Origin of the sequence: Pseudomonas sp. B21_DOA (assembly GCA_030544685.1) — a bacterium.
GTDB classification, from domain to species: Bacteria; Pseudomonadota; Gammaproteobacteria; order Pseudomonadales; family Pseudomonadaceae; genus Aquipseudomonas; species Aquipseudomonas fluorescens_AO.
Map to the genome: position 1 here is coordinate 649,858 of CP086683.1, position 15,608 is coordinate 665,465.

11 protein-coding genes and 3 pseudogenes are annotated in these 15,608 nt (G+C 60.5%); 3 read left to right on the plus strand and 11 right to left on the minus strand.

The features are described 5' to 3' along the window. Positions 1 to 190: 190 nt before the first annotated feature. Positions 191 to 832: an HD domain-containing protein gene (locus LJU32_03095; protein ID WKV89422.1), complete on the plus strand. Its 642-nt coding sequence runs from the start codon at positions 191 to 193 to the stop codon at positions 830 to 832. Positions 833 to 1,002: 170 nt separating this feature from the next. On the opposite strand, the gene LJU32_03100 is transcribed toward LJU32_03095, so the two are convergent. The 7 genes and pseudogenes from LJU32_03100 to LJU32_03130 all read right to left on the minus strand — a co-directional run bounded on the left by LJU32_03100 (position 1,003) and on the right by LJU32_03130 (position 9,355). Continuing rightward, positions 1,003 to 1,893 (minus strand): ABC transporter permease subunit, encoded by an 891-nt coding sequence (locus tag LJU32_03100; protein ID WKV89423.1) that lies wholly within the window; start codon positions 1,891 to 1,893, stop codon positions 1,003 to 1,005. Then, positions 1,890 to 2,771: an ABC transporter permease subunit gene (locus tag LJU32_03105; GenBank protein WKV91027.1), complete on the minus strand. Its 882-nt coding sequence runs from the start codon at positions 2,769 to 2,771 to the stop codon at positions 1,890 to 1,892. Before LJU32_03105 ends, LJU32_03100 begins: the two co-directional genes overlap by 4 nt. A 35-nt stretch (positions 2,772 to 2,806) precedes the next feature. Further along, positions 2,807 to 3,948, minus strand: a pseudogene (potA, locus tag LJU32_03110) (polyamine ABC transporter ATP-binding protein). 63 nt (positions 3,949 to 4,011) lie between these two features. Further along, on the minus strand, positions 4,012 to 5,079 hold the full coding sequence (locus LJU32_03115) for a polyamine ABC transporter substrate-binding protein (protein WKV91028.1): 1,068 nt from the start codon (positions 5,077 to 5,079) through the stop codon (positions 4,012 to 4,014). Between the two features lie 216 nt (positions 5,080 to 5,295). Continuing rightward, positions 5,296 to 6,408, minus strand: a complete 1,113-nt coding sequence (locus LJU32_03120; GenBank protein WKV89424.1) for a polyamine ABC transporter substrate-binding protein — start codon at positions 6,406 to 6,408, stop codon at positions 5,296 to 5,298. 169 nt (positions 6,409 to 6,577) lie between these two features. Then, complete coding sequence (locus LJU32_03125; GenBank protein WKV89425.1) at positions 6,578 to 7,942, minus strand: aspartate aminotransferase family protein; 1,365 nt, start codon at positions 7,940 to 7,942, stop codon at positions 6,578 to 6,580. Positions 7,943 to 7,997: 55 nt separating this feature from the next. Beyond that, positions 7,998 to 9,355 (minus strand): annotated as a pseudogene (locus LJU32_03130) (glutamine synthetase family protein). 724 nt (positions 9,356 to 10,079) lie between these two features. Here LJU32_03130 and LJU32_03135 point away from each other — a divergent pair. Both LJU32_03135 and LJU32_03140 read left to right on the plus strand, forming a co-directional pair. Continuing rightward, positions 10,080 to 11,456: a glutamine synthetase family protein gene (locus tag LJU32_03135; GenBank protein ID WKV89426.1), complete on the plus strand. Its 1,377-nt coding sequence runs from the start codon at positions 10,080 to 10,082 to the stop codon at positions 11,454 to 11,456. A gap of 280 nt (positions 11,457 to 11,736) precedes the next feature. Beyond that, positions 11,737 to 12,363: a TetR/AcrR family transcriptional regulator gene (locus LJU32_03140; GenBank protein ID WKV89427.1), complete on the plus strand. Its 627-nt coding sequence runs from the start codon at positions 11,737 to 11,739 to the stop codon at positions 12,361 to 12,363. A 166-nt stretch (positions 12,364 to 12,529) separates the two neighbouring features. Here LJU32_03140 and LJU32_03145 read toward each other — a convergent pair whose 3' ends face one another. The 4 genes and pseudogenes from LJU32_03145 to ssuD all read right to left on the minus strand — a co-directional run bounded on the left by LJU32_03145 (position 12,530) and on the right by ssuD (position 15,593). Beyond that, on the minus strand, positions 12,530 to 12,745 hold the full coding sequence (locus LJU32_03145) for a TOBE domain-containing protein (GenBank protein ID WKV89428.1): 216 nt from the start codon (positions 12,743 to 12,745) through the stop codon (positions 12,530 to 12,532). Positions 12,746 to 12,849: 104 nt separating this feature from the next. Next, entirely contained in the window at positions 12,850 to 13,656 is an 807-nt protein-coding gene (gene ssuB, locus LJU32_03150; protein WKV89429.1) for an aliphatic sulfonates ABC transporter ATP-binding protein, read from the minus strand. Continuing rightward, positions 13,653 to 14,435, minus strand: a complete 783-nt coding sequence (gene ssuC / locus LJU32_03155; protein WKV91029.1) for an aliphatic sulfonate ABC transporter permease SsuC — start codon at positions 14,433 to 14,435, stop codon at positions 13,653 to 13,655. Before ssuC ends, ssuB begins: the two co-directional genes overlap by 4 nt. Positions 14,436 to 14,447: 12 nt before the next feature. Continuing rightward, positions 14,448 to 15,593, minus strand: a pseudogene (gene ssuD, locus LJU32_03160) (FMNH2-dependent alkanesulfonate monooxygenase). Between the last annotated feature and the right edge of the window lie 15 nt (positions 15,594 to 15,608).

The following is a 15,608-nucleotide window of genomic DNA, read 5'->3' on the forward strand; positions in this document are numbered from 1 at the left end:
GCTCCCACATGGGCCGTGCCTGGCTTGTTGCCCGGGTCACCCTAGCCAATCCACACCCGACAAGCGAGCCTGGCACGATTTGCAGGTGGATTGGCAAGGATCGCAGCCATGACTCGATTGTTCGCTTGGCGCGCGGGGAACAGACTTTTCCCAGCAGCGCCACGACGGCGTTTTCGACGAGGAAACCGTTATGACCAGCACCATCGCCGGCATCAAAATCCCTGACAGCGCCCTCGCCCGGGCCACCACCGAGTACATTCGCGACATCGAATCCGACCTGCTTTATCACCACTCGCGCCGGGTGTTTCTGTTCGGCGCCTTGAGCGGCGAGCGCCAGCAATTGGCCTATAACCCGGAGCTGCTGTACGTCGGCGCAATGTTCCACGACCTTGGTCTGGTCGCAGGCCATCGCAGCGATGACGAGCGCTTCGAAGTGGACGGCGCAAATGCCGCCGCAGCGTTTCTCAAGCCGTACGGGCTGAGCGACGACGATATCGAGCAAGTCTGGCTGTCGATCGCGTTGCACACCACGCCGGGCGTGCCCAGGCATCTGCGCCCGACCGTAGCACTGGTGACCGCCGGGGTGGAGATGGACGTGCTGGGCATGGATTACGCGGCGTTCAGCAGCGTGCAGCGCGAAGCCGTGGTGCATGCGCATCCACGCGGGGAAGGTTTCAAGGAGTGCATCATCTGCGCGTTTGCCGATGGCTTGCGTCATCGCCCGCAGACTACGTTTGGCAATGTGAAGACTGATGTGCTGGTGGATCAGGAGCCGGGGTTCAAACCGATGAATTTCGTCGAGGTTATCCGGCAGTCTCCCTGGACTGCTTAAAACCAGATTTGGAACTGGGCCCTGTGGCGAGGGATTTATCCCCGTTGGGTTGCGAAGCGACCCCAAAAAAGGCCTGCTGCGCAGTCCATCGGGGATAAATCCCTCACCACAAAAGCCCGCTCCCACATTTTGATTTGGGTTGGCCTCGGGAATGAGACCACCCCCTCGGCTCACACGGTCTGTGGCGCAGGCGCGCGACGTGCGTCCGGTTGCTTCCACGAATCAGCCGCGCTCTCTTCGATGGCTTGCTGGATGGCTTTCTTGCGTGCTTCTTCGGCACGGCGGCTGAAGAACCACACCAGGAAGGTCACCAGCGACACCGCCAGCAGAATCAGGCTGGCCACGGCGTTGATTTCCGGCTTCACGCCCAGGCGCACGGCCGAGAACACTTCCATCGGCAGGGTCGTCGAACCCGGGCCGGACACGAAGCTCGCCAGCACCAGGTCGTCCAGCGACAGGGCGAACGACATCATCCCGCCCGCTGCCAGCGACGGTGCGATCATCGGGATGGTGATCAGGAAGAACACCTTCCACGGCCGTGCACCCAGGTCCATCGCCGCCTCTTCGATCGACAGGTCCAGCTCACGCAAGCGCGCCGACACCACGACTGCCACATACGCCGCGCAGAACGTGGTGTGGGCGATCCAGATGGTGACGATGCCGCGTTCCTGCGGCCAGCCGATCATCTGCGCCATGGCCACGAACAGCAGCAACAGCGACAGACCGGTGATCACTTCCGGCATCACCAAGGGCGCAGTCACCAGGCCGCCGAACAGCGTGCGACCCTTGAAGTGGGTGATACGCGTGAGCACGAATGCCGCCAGCGTACCCAGCGCCACCGCGGCAACCGCCGTGTAGCAGGCGATTTCAAGCGAGCGCAACACCGAGCCCATCAGTTGCGAGTTGTCGAGCAGGCCGACGTACCATTTGATCGACCAGCCGCCCCACACCGTTACCAGTTTCGAGGCGTTGAACGAGTAGATCACCAGGATCAGCATCGGCAGATAGATGAACAGCAGACCCAATACCAGCATCAGGCTGGAGAAACGGAAGCGCTTCATTCTTTACCCTCCATTTCCTTGGCCTGACTGCGGTTGAACAGGATGATCGGCACAATCAGGATCGCCAGCATCACCACCGCCAGCGCGGACGCCACCGGCCAGTCGCGGTTGTTGAAGAATTCTTGCCACAGCACCTTACCGATCATCAGGGTTTCCGGGCCGCCGAGCAGTTCCGGAATCACAAACTCGCCCACCACCGGAATGAACACCAGCATGCAACCGGCAATGATCCCGTTCTTGGACAGCGGAATGGTGATTTTCCAGAAGCTGTTGAAGGTGCTCGAACCGAGGTCGGAAGCAGCTTCAAGCAAGCTTTGATCGTGCTTCACCAGATTGGCGTACAGCGGCAGGATCATGAACGGCAGGTACGAATAGACCACGCCGATGTACACGGCGAGGTTGGTGTTGAGGATCTGCAGCGGCTCGTCGATCAGGCCCACGCTCATCAGGAAACCGTTGAGCAGACCGTTGTTGCTGAGAATGCCCATCCACGCGTAGACGCGGATCAGGATCGCCGTCCAGGTCGGCATCATGATCAGCAGCACCAGCACCGTTTGCAGCTCTTTGCGCGCGCTGGCGATGGCATAGGCCATCGGGTAACCGATCAGCAGGCAGAGCACGGTGCTGATAAAGGCCATTTTCAGCGAGCCGAGGTAGGCGGCGATGTACAGCTCGTCGTCGCCGAGCATCGCGTAGTTGCCGAGGTTCAGCAGCAGTTGCAGCTTCTGTTCGGCGTAGGTGTAGATCTCGGTGTACGGCGGGATCGCCACGTCGGCTTCGGCAAAGCTGATTTTCAGAACGATGAAGAACGGCAGCATGAAGAACAGGAACAGCCAGATGAACGGCACCCCGATGACCATTTGCCGGCCATTGGGGATGATTCGGTTTATACGGCGTTTGAATTTGCGCATGTTCATGAGCGAAGTACCACGCCGCTGTCGTCTTCCCACCACACGTAGACCTGATCACCCCAGGTCGGACGTGCGCCGCGACGTTCGGCGTTGGCGACGAACGACTGCACCAGTTTGCCGCTCGGCAATTCGACGTAGAACACCGAGTGCCCGCCCAGATAGGCGATGTCGTGGACCTTGCCGCTCGACCAGTTGTACTCGCAGGTCGGCATGTCGGCGGTGACCAGCAGCTTCTCCGGACGAATCGCGTAGGTGACCGACTTGTCCTGGACCGAGGTGCTGATGCCGTGGCCGACGTAGATCTGCCGGTCGAGGTCCTTGCAGGTGATGGTCGCGTGGCCTTCGGCGTCGTCGATCACTTCGCCTTCGAAAATGTTGACGTTGCCGATGAATTCACAGACCAGACGGCTGGTCGGGGTTTCGTAGATGTCGATCGGGCTGCCGATCTGCGCGATCCAGCCCAGGTGCATGATCGCGATGCGCTCGGCCATGGTCATGGCCTCTTCCTGATCGTGAGTCACCATCACGCAGGTCACGCCGACGCGCTCGATGATTTCCACCAGTTCCAGCTGCATCTGCGAGCGCAGCTTTTTGTCCAGAGCGCCCATCGGTTCGTCGAGCAGCAGCAGCTTCGGGCGCTTGGCCAGCGAACGGGCCAGGGCCACGCGCTGACGCTGGCCGCCGGACAGTTGATGCGGCTTGCGCTTGGCGTACTGGCTCATCTGCACCAGCTTGAGCATCTCGGCCACGCGGGCGTCGATCTCGGCCTTGGGAATCTTGTCCTGCTGCAGGCCGAAGGCGATGTTCTGCGCCACGGTCATGTGCGGGAACAAGGCGTAGGACTGAAACATCATGTTGATCGGACGGTCGTACGGCGGCATGTCGGTGATGTCGACGCCGTCGAGGAAAATCCGCCCTTCCGTGGGCCGTTCGAAGCCTGCAAGCATCCGTAGCAAGGTGGATTTGCCCGATCCCGAACCCCGAGCAGGGCAAAGATCTCGCCCTTCTTGATTTCCAGGGACACGTCGTCCACGGCAATCGTCTCGTCGAACTTCTTCGTGACCCGGTCGATTTTGACCAGCACCTGTTTTGGTGTCTGGTCGCCCTCGAGGGCTTTCTTGTAGGCGCCGGAGGCAACTGCCATTTACGAAACTCCCAACAGAAGCAGCAGTTCGCCCCGCAAGACGAACCCTGGATAGTTTGTGCGTTATTTGCCCGACTTGACCTTGGTCCAGCTGCGGGTCATCAAACGCTGAATATTGGCTGGCAACTCGGTCGACACGTAGGTCTTGTCGAGGACTGCTTGCGGTGGGTAAACCGCTTCATCGGTGCGAATGGATTGTTCCATCAGCTTGTCCGAACCCGGGTTGGGGTTGGCGTAACCGACGTAATCACTGACCTGGGCGATCACCTCAGGTTTCAGCAAATAGTTGATGAAGGCGTGGGCCTCTTTGACGTTGGACGAATCCTTGGGGATCGCCAGCATGTCGAACCACAGCGCGCCGCCCTCTTTCGGAATCGAATAGGCGATGTTGACGCCCTTCTTGGCTTCCTCGGCACGGTTCTTCGCCTGGAAGATATCGCCGGAGAAACCGATGGCCACGCAGATGTCGCCGTTGGCCAGATCGCCGATGTACTTCGAGGAATGGAAATAGGTCACGTATGGACGCACCGCGAGCAACTTGGCGGTGGCCTTTTCGTAGTCCTTGGTGTTGGTGCTGTTGGCGTTCAGGCCCAGGTAATTGAGCATGGTCGGCATCATTTCATCAGCCGAATCGAGGAACGCGACACCGCAGCTGTGCAGCTTCTTGATGTTTTCCGGCTCGAACAGCACGGCCCAGGAATCGATCTTGTCGATACCGAGCACGGCTTTGACCTTGTCGACGTTGTAGCCGATGCCGTTGGTGCCCCACAGATACGGGACGGCGTAGAGGTTGCCGGGATCGTTCTGCTCCAGGCGCTTGAGCAGCACCGGGTCGAGGTTGGAATAATTCGGCAGCTGCGCCTTGTCGAGCTTCTGGAACGCGCCCGCCTTGATCTGCTTGCCGAGGAAGTGGTTCGACGGCACGACCACATCGTAACCGGTACGCCCGGCGAGCAGCTTGCCTTCCAGGGTTTCGTTGGAGTCGAAAACGTCGTAGACCGGTTTGATCCCGGTCTCTTTCTCAAAGTCGGCCAGGGTCGATTCGCCGATGTAATCGGACCAGTTATAAATATGCACCGTACCGGCGGCCTGGGCTCCGACAGCGATTGTCAGGCCGGCAGCGGCCAGCAGGGCTTTGCGCAAAGAAGAAAATACAGGCAAGTGGAGGTCCTCTAAATGGATTGGGCCCAAGTTGCCCCGCGCTGCATGACAGCCATGGCTGCCCGACAACAAAACCGGCGCGCAACTTACCCTCGAAAAACCGATCCAGCAAAACTTTCTGTCATTTAATTATCCGCTGGCCGCCGTCGCAGCGACGACGGCCAGTGGTTGTGGCGACAAACCGGCTTATTTGCCCGATTTGATCTTGGTCCAGCTACGGGTGATCAGGCGCAGCGTGGCGGCGTCCAGATCGCTGATCGCATAGAGCTGCTTCTTCACTTCAGCCGAAGGGTAGATGCTCGGGTCGCTGGTGATGTCCTTGTCCACCAGAGGCGTCGCCGCCTTGTTGCCATTCGGGAAACGCACGGCGTTGGTGATGCCGGCCATCACTTGCGGCTCGAGCAGGTAGTTCATGAACTTGTAGGCGGCTTCGACGTTTTCGGCATCCTTGGGAATGGCGACCATGTCGTAGAAAGTACCGGCGCCTTCTTTCGGAATGGTGTAGGCCAGTTTGACCTTGTCACCGGCTTCCTGAGCGCGGGTCTTGGACTGCTCCAGGTCACCCGAGTAACCGACGGCGACGCAGATGTTGCCGTTGGCCAGGTCCGAGATGTACTTGGACGAGTGGAAGTAGGCAACCGAAGGACGGATCTTCAGGAACAGGTCTTCGGCGGCTTTCAGATCAGCCTTGTCCTTGCTGTTGGTCGGCTTGCCCAGATAGTGCAATGCCGCCGGAATCATTTCGGTCGGGGCATCGAGGAAGCTCACGCCGCAGCTTTTGAGTTTCTCGATGTTTTCCGGCTTGAACACCACGTCCCACGAATCGATCTTGTCGATGCCCAGCGCAGCCTTGACCTTGGCCGGGTTGTAGCCAATGCCGATCGAGCCCCACATGTACGGGAAGGCGTGTTTGTTGCCTTCGTCGCTGGCATCGCCAACGGCCTTGAGCAGGTCTTCGTCGAGGTTTTTCCAGTTTGGCAGCTTGGACTTGTCCAGCTCCTGGTAGACGCCGGCCTTGATCTGCTTGGCGAGGAAATTGTTGGAAGGCACCACGATGTCGTAACCGGACTTGCCGGCCAGCAGCTTGGCTTCCAGGGTTTCGTTACTGTCGAAGACGTCGTAGACGACTTTGATCCCGGTGGCTTTCTCGAAGTTGGCCACGGTGTCCGGCGCGATGTAGTCGGACCAGTTGTAGACATGCAGTACCTTGTCGTCCGCGTGCACCGCACCCGCCATCATGCCCGCCATGGACAGCGCGAGCAGAGTCTTGCCAGCTAGCTTTTTACCTAATGCCTTCATGCGTCATGCTCCAAATTTTTCTTTTTGAACCACTTTGTTCAGCGGCCGAACCCGGACAACTGGAACCGCGGCTAGTCTGGCAAGATCCGAGGCGGTCTTTCAACAAAAGACCAGCCTTTCTGACAGCTTTGAGCGAGTGCGCCGCAGCTCCCCGCTCAAAGCCTAGCACCTAGGCCTGCAGCGCACCGAGGGTCAGGTCCAGACACTTGCGTGCCTTTGTAACCAGCTCATCGATCTCCGCTTTGCTGATCACCAGCGGCGGCGCAATGATCATGGTGTCACCCACCGCGCGCATGATCAGGCCGTTGTCGAAGCAGAACTGCCGGCAGATCATGCCCACGCCCTTGCCCTCGTAACGCTTGCGCGTGGCCTTGTCCTGCACCAGCTCGATCGCCCCCAGCAGCCCGACGCCGCGAACTTCACCCACCAACGGGTGATCGTTCAGCTCGCGCAGACGTTTCTGCAAATACGGTGCCGTTTCGTTGTGGGCGTTCTCGATAATTTTTTCATCGCGCAGGATGCGGATGTTTTCCAGACCCACCGCTGCGGCCACCGGGTGGCCTGAGTAAGTGAAGCCATGGTTGAAATCGCCGCCTTCATTGAGCACGGCCACCACCGAGTCACGCACGATCAGCCCGCCCATCGGGATGTAGCCTGAGGTCAGGCCCTTGGCGATGGTCATCATGTGCGGCTTGAGGTCGTAGAAATCGCTACCGAACCACTCACCGGTACGGCCGAAACCGCAGATCACTTCATCGGCAACGAAAAGGATGTCGTACTTGGCGAGGATTTCCTTGATGCGCGGCCAGTAAGTGTCGGGCGGAATGATCACGCCGCCGGCACCCTGGATCGGCTCGGCAATAAAGGCACCGACGTTGTCGACGCCGACTTCGAGAATCTTTTCTTCGAGCTGGTTGGCCGCCCAGATGCCGAACTCTTCCGGCGACATGTCACCGCCTTCGGCGAACCAGTACGGCTGCGCGATGTGGACGATGCCCGGGATCGGCAGGTCGCCCTGCTCGTGCATATACGTCATGCCGCCAAGGCTTGCGCCGGCCACGGTCGAACCGTGATAACCGTTCTTGCGGCTGATGATGACTTTCTTGTTCGGCTGGCCCTTGATCGCCCAGTAGTGGCGAACCATGCGCAGCATGGTGTCGTTGCCTTCGGAGCCGGAGCCAGTGAAGAACACGTGGTTCATGCCTTCCGGCGCCACGTCGGCAATCGACTTGGCCAGTTCCAGTGCCGGCGGGTGGGCGGTCTGGAAGAACAGGTTGTAATACGGCAGCTCGCGCATCTGTTTGGCAGCAGCATCAGCCAGCTCATCGCGACCGTAACCGATCGCCACGCACCAGAGCCCGGCCATGCCGTCGAGGATCTTGTTGCCTTCGCTGTCCCACAGGTAAACGCCCTTGGCGTTGGTGATGATCCGCGGGCCTTTCTCTTTCAGTTGCTTGAAATCACTGAACGGGGCCAGGTGGTGATCGCTGCTCAGCGCTTGCCACTCACGGGTTTGCGGGTTGTTGCTGGTCATGCCAATTCTCCTGTTATCGGTGAAGGCGCGCCGCCTGCGCGGCGCGCCCGGCGCATCAGACGGCGAAGAGCAGGTACTCACGCTCCCAGGAACTGATCACGCGCTTGAAGTTTTCATGCTCGGCCCGCTTGACCGCGACGTAGCCGGTGATGAAGGTCTTGCCGAGGTACTTCTCGATGGTCGCGCTGTTTTCCATGCGCTCCAGCGCGTCCTCAATGGTCAGCGGCAGGCGCAGGTTGCGGCGCTCGTAACCACGGCCGACCACTGGCGCGCTCGGGTTCAGGCCCTCGACCATGCCGATGTAACCGCAGAGCAGGCTGGCAGCGATCGCCAGGTACGGGTTGGCGTCGGCGCCCGGCAGGCGATTTTCCACGCGACGGTTCTGCGGGCCGGCATCCGGCACGCGCAAGCCAACGGTGCGGTTCTCCTCGCCCCACTCGACGTTCACCGGTGCCGAAGTGTCCGGGAGGAAGCGGCGAAACGAGTTGACGTTCGGCGCGAACAGCGGCAACAGCTCGGGGATCAGCTTCTGCAAACCACCGATGTGGTGCAGGAACAGTTGGCTCATCGTCCCGTCTTCATTGGAGAAGACGTTCTTGCCGGTCTGAATGTCGATGATGCTCTGGTGCAGGTGCATGGCGCTGCCCGGCTCGCCGGTCATCGGCTTGGCCATGAACGTCGCCGCTACATCGTGTTTGAGCGCGGCTTCGCGCATGGTGCGCTTGAACACCAGAATCTGATCGGCCAGCGACAGCGCGTCACCGTGACGGAAGTTGATTTCCATCTGCGCCGTGCCGTCTTCGTGGATCAGCGTATCGAGGTCCAGCTCCTGCAATTCGCACCAGTCGTAGACGTCTTCGAACAGCGGGTCGAATTCGTTCGCCGCTTCAATGGAGAACGACTGTCGACCGATTTCCGGACGGCCCGAGCGGCCGATCGGCGGCTGCAACGGATAGTCGGGGTCGTCGCTGCGCTTGGTCAGGTAGAACTCCATTTCCGGCGCCACGATTGGCTGCCAGCCCTTGTCGGCATACAGCTTCAAGACTTTCTTGAGGACGTTGCGCGGCGACAGCTCGATCGGGTTGCCTTGCTTGTCGTAGGTGTCGTGGATCACCTGCGCGGTCGGCTCGATGGCCCACGGCACCAGGTACACGGCGTTCTGGTCGGGACGGCAGATCATGTCGATGTCGGCCGGGTCGAGCAGTTCGTAATAGATGTCGTCTTCGACGTAGTCGCCGGTCACGGTCTGCAGCAACACGCTCTCCGGCAGACGCATGCCTTTCTCGGCGATGAACTTGTTGGTCGGCGAAATCTTGCCCGGGTGATCCCGGTCAAGTCGCCGATCATGCATTCGACTTCTGTGATCTTGCGGTCTTTCAACCAATCGGTGAGCTGGTCGAGGTTGTTACTCATAAATGCCTCTGGGCTGAGTCTCCTGACGCAATGTCAGGCAATTTTGACGCTTGCGGCGTCGCGTTAAAGGGCTTGCTCGCGCAGTGCCGGCTTACGCCTGGCACCGCGCATAGACAATGAAAGAGGAGCTTACCTGCCCTTGACGCTGGCGTTGCATTTCCCGTGCACTTTGCAAACGTGCAGAATCACAGGCACGACGCTGAGTGCGGCACGGGCTTTGGGAGGAAAGAGTTCTATAGTGGAAGGAGACGCCATAAAGCGGATGCTGTGTCCGACGTCCAGAATATCGGACGCTGCCGTTTTTCCCGATGCTGACGAGAGTCTCGTCGACAGGCTGCGCGCCTTGCTGGCTGCGCTCCGGACGGATGGATCGCCACTGATGTGATGAGCATGCAGACCGGACTGTTGCGAGCAGTCGGTGATGCCGATTAACGGCAGGCGAGACATGAAGCACCCCGGTATTATTGCTGTTATGGGTTTGACCGGAGCTTAGCCTTGTTCATTTTTTTACACAACACCCCCGTAAAAAATACAACACGGCCTGCTCAAGCCCGCAGCTGAGCAACGTTCAAGGTTGGAAAAAACGCCCCAAAGTGCCCCATAAATGCCCTTCAAGCGCTTTTTCGGGGCAAAAAGGCCTCGCTTGACTTCGGCAGGCCGTTCGGGTTGACTGAAACCAGAAAAGATCAATGATTGATATTTTTAACAACAAAGGTGTTGCATCATGTCGGTACCCCCGCGTGCCGTTCAGCTTAACGAAGCGAACGCGTTCCTTAAGGAACATCCTGAGGTTCTGTACGTTGACCTTCTGATTGCGGATATGAATGGTGTGGTGCGCGGCAAGCGCATTGAACGCACCAGCCTCCACAAGGTTTACGAGAAAGGCATCAACCTGCCGGCCTCTCTATTTGCCCTGGATATCAACGGCTCCACGGTGGAAAGCACCGGTCTGGGCCTGGACATCGGCGACGCCGATCGTATCTGCTATCCGATCCCCGATACCCTGTGCAACGAGCCATGGCAGAAGCGCCCGACCGCGCAGCTGTTGATGACCATGCACGAACTCGAAGGCGATCCGTTCTTCGCCGATCCCCGTGAAGTGCTGCGTCAGGTGGTGACCAAGTTCGACGAACTCGGCCTGACCATCTGCGCCGCCTTCGAACTCGAGTTCTACCTGATCGACCAGGAAAACGTGAACGGCCGTCCGCAGCCGCCACGCTCGCCGATCTCCGGCAAACGCCCGCACTCGACCCAGGTCTACCTGATCGATGACCTCGACGAATACGTCGACTGCCTCCAGGACATTCTGGAAGGCGCCAAAGAGCAAGGCATCCCGGCCGATGCGATCGTCAAGGAAAGTGCCCCGGCGCAGTTCGAAGTGAACCTGCACCACGTCGCCGACCCGATCAAGGCCTGCGACTACGCCGTCCTGCTCAAGCGTCTGATCAAGAACATCGCCTACGACCATGAAATGGACACCACCTTCATGGCCAAGCCGTATCCGGGCCAGGCGGGCAATGGTCTGCACGTACACATTTCGATTCTGGACAAAGCCGGCAAAAACATTTTTGCCAGCGAGGATCCCGAGCAGAACGCCGCGCTGCGTCACGCGATCGGCGGTGTGCTCGAGACCCTGCCGGCGCAGATGGCTTTCCTCTGCCCGAACGTCAACTCCTACCGTCGCTTCGGCGCGCAGTTCTACGTACCGAACTCGCCGTGCTGGGGCCTGGACAACCGCACCGTGGCGATCCGCGTACCAACCGGTTCTGCCGATGCCGTACGTATCGAGCACCGCGTGGCCGGCGCCGACGCCAACCCGTACCTGCTGATGGCTTCGGTACTGGCCGGCGTGCACCACGGCCTGGTCAACAAGATCGAACCGGGCGCGCCTGTCGAAGGCAACAGCTACGAGCAGAACGAACAGAGCCTGCCGAACAACTTGCGCGATGCCCTGCGCGAGCTGGACGACAGCGAGGTGATGGCCAAGTACATCGATCCGAAGTACATCGATATCTTCGTCGCCTGCAAGGAAAGCGAGCTGGAGGAGTTCGAACACTCCATCTCCGACCTTGAGTACAACTGGTATCTGCATACCGTTTAAACGGTTTGCAGCTTCAAAAACGCCGTTGGCTGATTCAGCCAGCGGCGTTTTTTATGGCCGAACATAAAACCTGTGGCGAGGGATTTATCCCCGTTGGGTTGCGAAGCAGCCCCAAATCCATCCCACTCGGTGTGTCAGGAATACCCGGCTCTCAGGGTTTACGACTGCTGCGCAGCCGAACGGGGCGGTGCGACGTTTCGCTAAATCCCTCTCCACAGGGTACTGGCAGACAACACTTGAACCGCCTCGTACAATGCCCGCTGCCCCGCAGGAGACTTCCATGACGCGACCCGCCACCGTCCGCAAACCCCGTGCCCGCAGTCAGGCGCGGATCGATTCGATCCTCGATGCCGCGCGCACGCTGCTGGCGGCCGAGGGCGTGGCCAGTCTGTCGATCTACAGCGTCGCCGAGCGCGCGCAGATTCCGCCCTCCTCCGTGTATCACTTCTTCGCCAGCGTCCCGGCGCTGCTCGAAGCGCTGACCGCCGATGTCCACGCAGCATTTCGTGCTTGCCTGCAAGCGCCGATCGATCACGATGCGTTGCGTGACTGGCGTGACCTGTCGCGACTGGTCGAACAGCGCATGCTCGAGATCTACGACCAGGATGCGGCCGCACGGCAATTGATCCTGGCGCAACACGGCCTGACCGAAGTGACCCAGGCTGACCGCCAGCACGACCTCGAACTGGGCGACCTGATGCACAAGCTGTTCGACCAGCATTTCGAGTTGCCGAGGCTGCCGGACGATGTCGATGTGTTTGCCCTGGCGATGGAACTCGGCGACCGGGTGTATGCACGTTCGGTGCAGCAACACGGACAGATCACCTCGCGCATGGCCGAGGAAGGGATGCGGGTGTTTGATGCCTATATCGGGTTGTACCTACCGCCGTATCTACCCAAGCGCTGAGACATGATCGTTCCCACGCGCAGCAAAGGAATGCAGCCCGTGACGCTCCGCGTCACTGGACGCGGAGCGTCCCTAGAGGCATTCCCACGCGGAGCATGGGAACGATCGACAGGCACAAAAACCCCGCAGGGCTCACACCCTCCGGGGTTGTTATTTGCTCATCGGCTCACAACTTGGCGATCGACACCTCGGTGGATTTCACAAAGGCGATCACTTCGCTACCCACGACCAACTCCAACTCCTTGACCGAGCGGGTAGTGATCACCGAAGTAACGATGCCCGAAGCGGTCTGCACGTCGATTTCCGACAGCACGTCACCGAGAACGATTTCCTTGATCGAGCCTTTGAACTGGTTGCGCACGTTGATGGCTTTGATAGTCATGATATTTCTCCTGAGGTCGAAATAAGCTGCAAGGGGCAAGCTACAAGCGGCAAGTAAAAGCAGTGCTTCTACTTACAGCTTGTAGCTTGTAGCTTGCAGCTGCGTCATTGCGCCCAACGCAATTGCGTAGGCAGGGGTGAAACGGGTTCCGGCGCCGGCGGTTCGCCGGGCAGGGACAGAACACGGTTGAGCACTTCGGTTTCCAGCGCGGCGAGGCGATGCGAGCCACGCACCCTGGGGCGCGGCAGGTCGACGTGCAGGTCGAGGCCGACTTCGCCGTCCTCGATCAGGATCACCCGATCGGCAATCGCCACCGCTTCACTGACGTCATGGGTCACCAGCAGCACGGTAAAACCGTGTTGCTGCCAAAGCCGTTCGATCAGTTGCTGCATCTCGATGCGGGTCAGTGCATCCAATGCGCCGAGCGGTTCGTCGAGCAGCAGCAGACGCGGTTGATGGATCAGCGCCCGCGCCAGCGCCACGCGCTGCTTCTGGCCACCGGACAATGCCGCCGGCCATTCATTGGCGCGATCAGCCAGACCCACGGCTTCCAGTGCGTCCAGCGCTTGCTGGCGCCAGTTGCCCTTGAGGCCGAGACCGACGTTGTCGATGATCCTTTTCCACGGCAGCAGCCGCGCTTCCTGGAACATCAGCCGCGTGTCGTCGCGCGCCTGGCTGAGCGGCGCGGAGCCGGCCAGCAGCTCGCCGCCAGTGGGTTGATCGAGGCCGGCGAGCAAGCGCAAGAACGTGCTCTTGCCACAACCGCTGCGCCCCACCACGGCGACAAACTGCCCCGCCGGAATGTGCAGATCGATGTCGCGCAGCACTTGGCGCGTGCCGAAGGTTTTCTGCAGGTTGCGCACCGCCAGCGGAATCCCGCGCAACAGGCGTGGAGGTTGTTGAGCGGTCATGCCGCACCTCCTTTGGCAACCTGATAGGCCGGATGCCAGCGCAACCACACGCGCTCAAGTCCACGGGCGGCGAGGTCGGCGAGTTTGCCCAGCACCGCATAAAGCAAAATCGCCAGCACCACCACGTCAGTCTGCAGAAACTCGCGGGCGTTCATCGCCAGATAGCCGATGCCGGAGCTGGCCGAGATGGTTTCAGCGACGATCAGCGTCAGCCACATGAAGCCCAGGGCGAAGCGCACGCCGACCAGAATCGACGGCAGCGCACCCGGCAGAATCACCTGCCAGAACAGGCTGAAACCGCTCAAGCCATAACTGCGCGCCATCTCCACCAGCGCCGGGTCGACGTTGCGGATGCCGTGATACGTGTTCAGGTAAATCGGGAACAAGGTGCCCAGCGCGACGAGGAAAATCTTCGCCGACTCGTCGATGCCGAACCACAGGATCACCAGCGGAATCAGCGCCAGATGCGGCACGTTGCGGATCATCTGTACCGAGCTGTCGAGCAGGCGCTCGCCCCATTTTGACAGGCCGGTGATGAAACCCAGCAACAGGCCAATGCTGCCGCCGATGGTAAACCCGAGTGCCGCGCGCCAGCCGCTGATCGCCAGGTGCGTCCAGATCTCGCCGCTGCGTACCAGACTGACACCGGCTTCGATCACCGCCACCGGCGCCGGCAAAATCCGCGTCGACAACCAGCCCGCCGACACCGACAACTGCCACACCGCCAGCAGCAACACCGGCAATGCCCAAGGCGCGAGGCTGTGGATAAATTTGTTCATGGCCGCGCCTCGGCTCTGCGACGCGGCTTTGGGCAGGATGTCGTTGGCGACCATCTCGCCGAACGGGCTCACATAGCCGGCGCTCTTCGGCAGTTCCGGGCGTTCGACGTCGAGGTGCGGGAACAGCAGCTCGGCCACCCGATACGATTCTTCGAGGTGTGGATAACCGGAGAAGATGAAGGTGTCGATGCCCAGATCCGCATATTCCTTGACCCGCGCTGCCACGGTCGGGCCATCGCCGACCAGCGCGGTACCGGCACCGCCGCGCACCAGACCCACTCCGGCCCAGAGGTTCGGGCTGACTTCAAGGTTGTCGCGGCTGCCGCCGTGCAGCGCGGCCATGCGTTGCTGGCCGACCGAGTCAAAACGCGCCAGCGACGCCTGGGCACGCTGGATGGTGTCGTCGTCCAGGTGCGAGATCAGCCGATCCGCCGCCTGCCAGGCTTCGGCGTTGGTTTCACGGACGATCACATGCAGACGAATGCCGAAGCGCACGGTACGGCCGAGTTTGGCGGCTTTGGCCCGGACTTGTGCGATCTTCTCGGCCACCGCGGCCGGCGGCTCGCCCCAGGTCAGGACCATTTCCACTTGCTCGGCAGCCAGATCCTGCGCCGCTTCCGAAGAACCACCGAAATACAGTGGCGGACGCGGTTGCTGGATCGGCGGATAGAGCAGCTTGGCGCCCTTCACGCTGATGTGCTCGCCGTCGTAATCGACGGTTTCGCCTTCCAGCACGCGGCGCCAGATGCGGGTGAATTCCACCGAGGCCTGATAGCGTTCTTCATGGTTGAGGAACAGGCCATCGCCGGCCAGTTCTTCCGGGTCGCCACCGGTGACCAGATTGAACAGCGCGCGCCCGCCGGACAAGCGATCCAGCGTCGCTGCCTGCCGCGCCGCGACCGTCGGAGAAATGATCCCGGGGCGCAAGGCAACGAGGAATTTCAGACGCTGGGTGACCGGAATCAGCGAGGCCGCGACCAGCCATGAGTCCTCGCAGGAACGCCCGGTGGGAATCAGCACACCGCCAAACCCCAGACGATCCGCCGCTTGCGCGACTTGTTGCAGATAACCGTGATCAACCGCGCGGGCGCCTTCGGCGGTGCCAAGGTAATGGCCGTCGCCGTGGGTAGGCAGGAACCAGAAAATATTGAGGCTCATGGAGTGGTCTCCTTA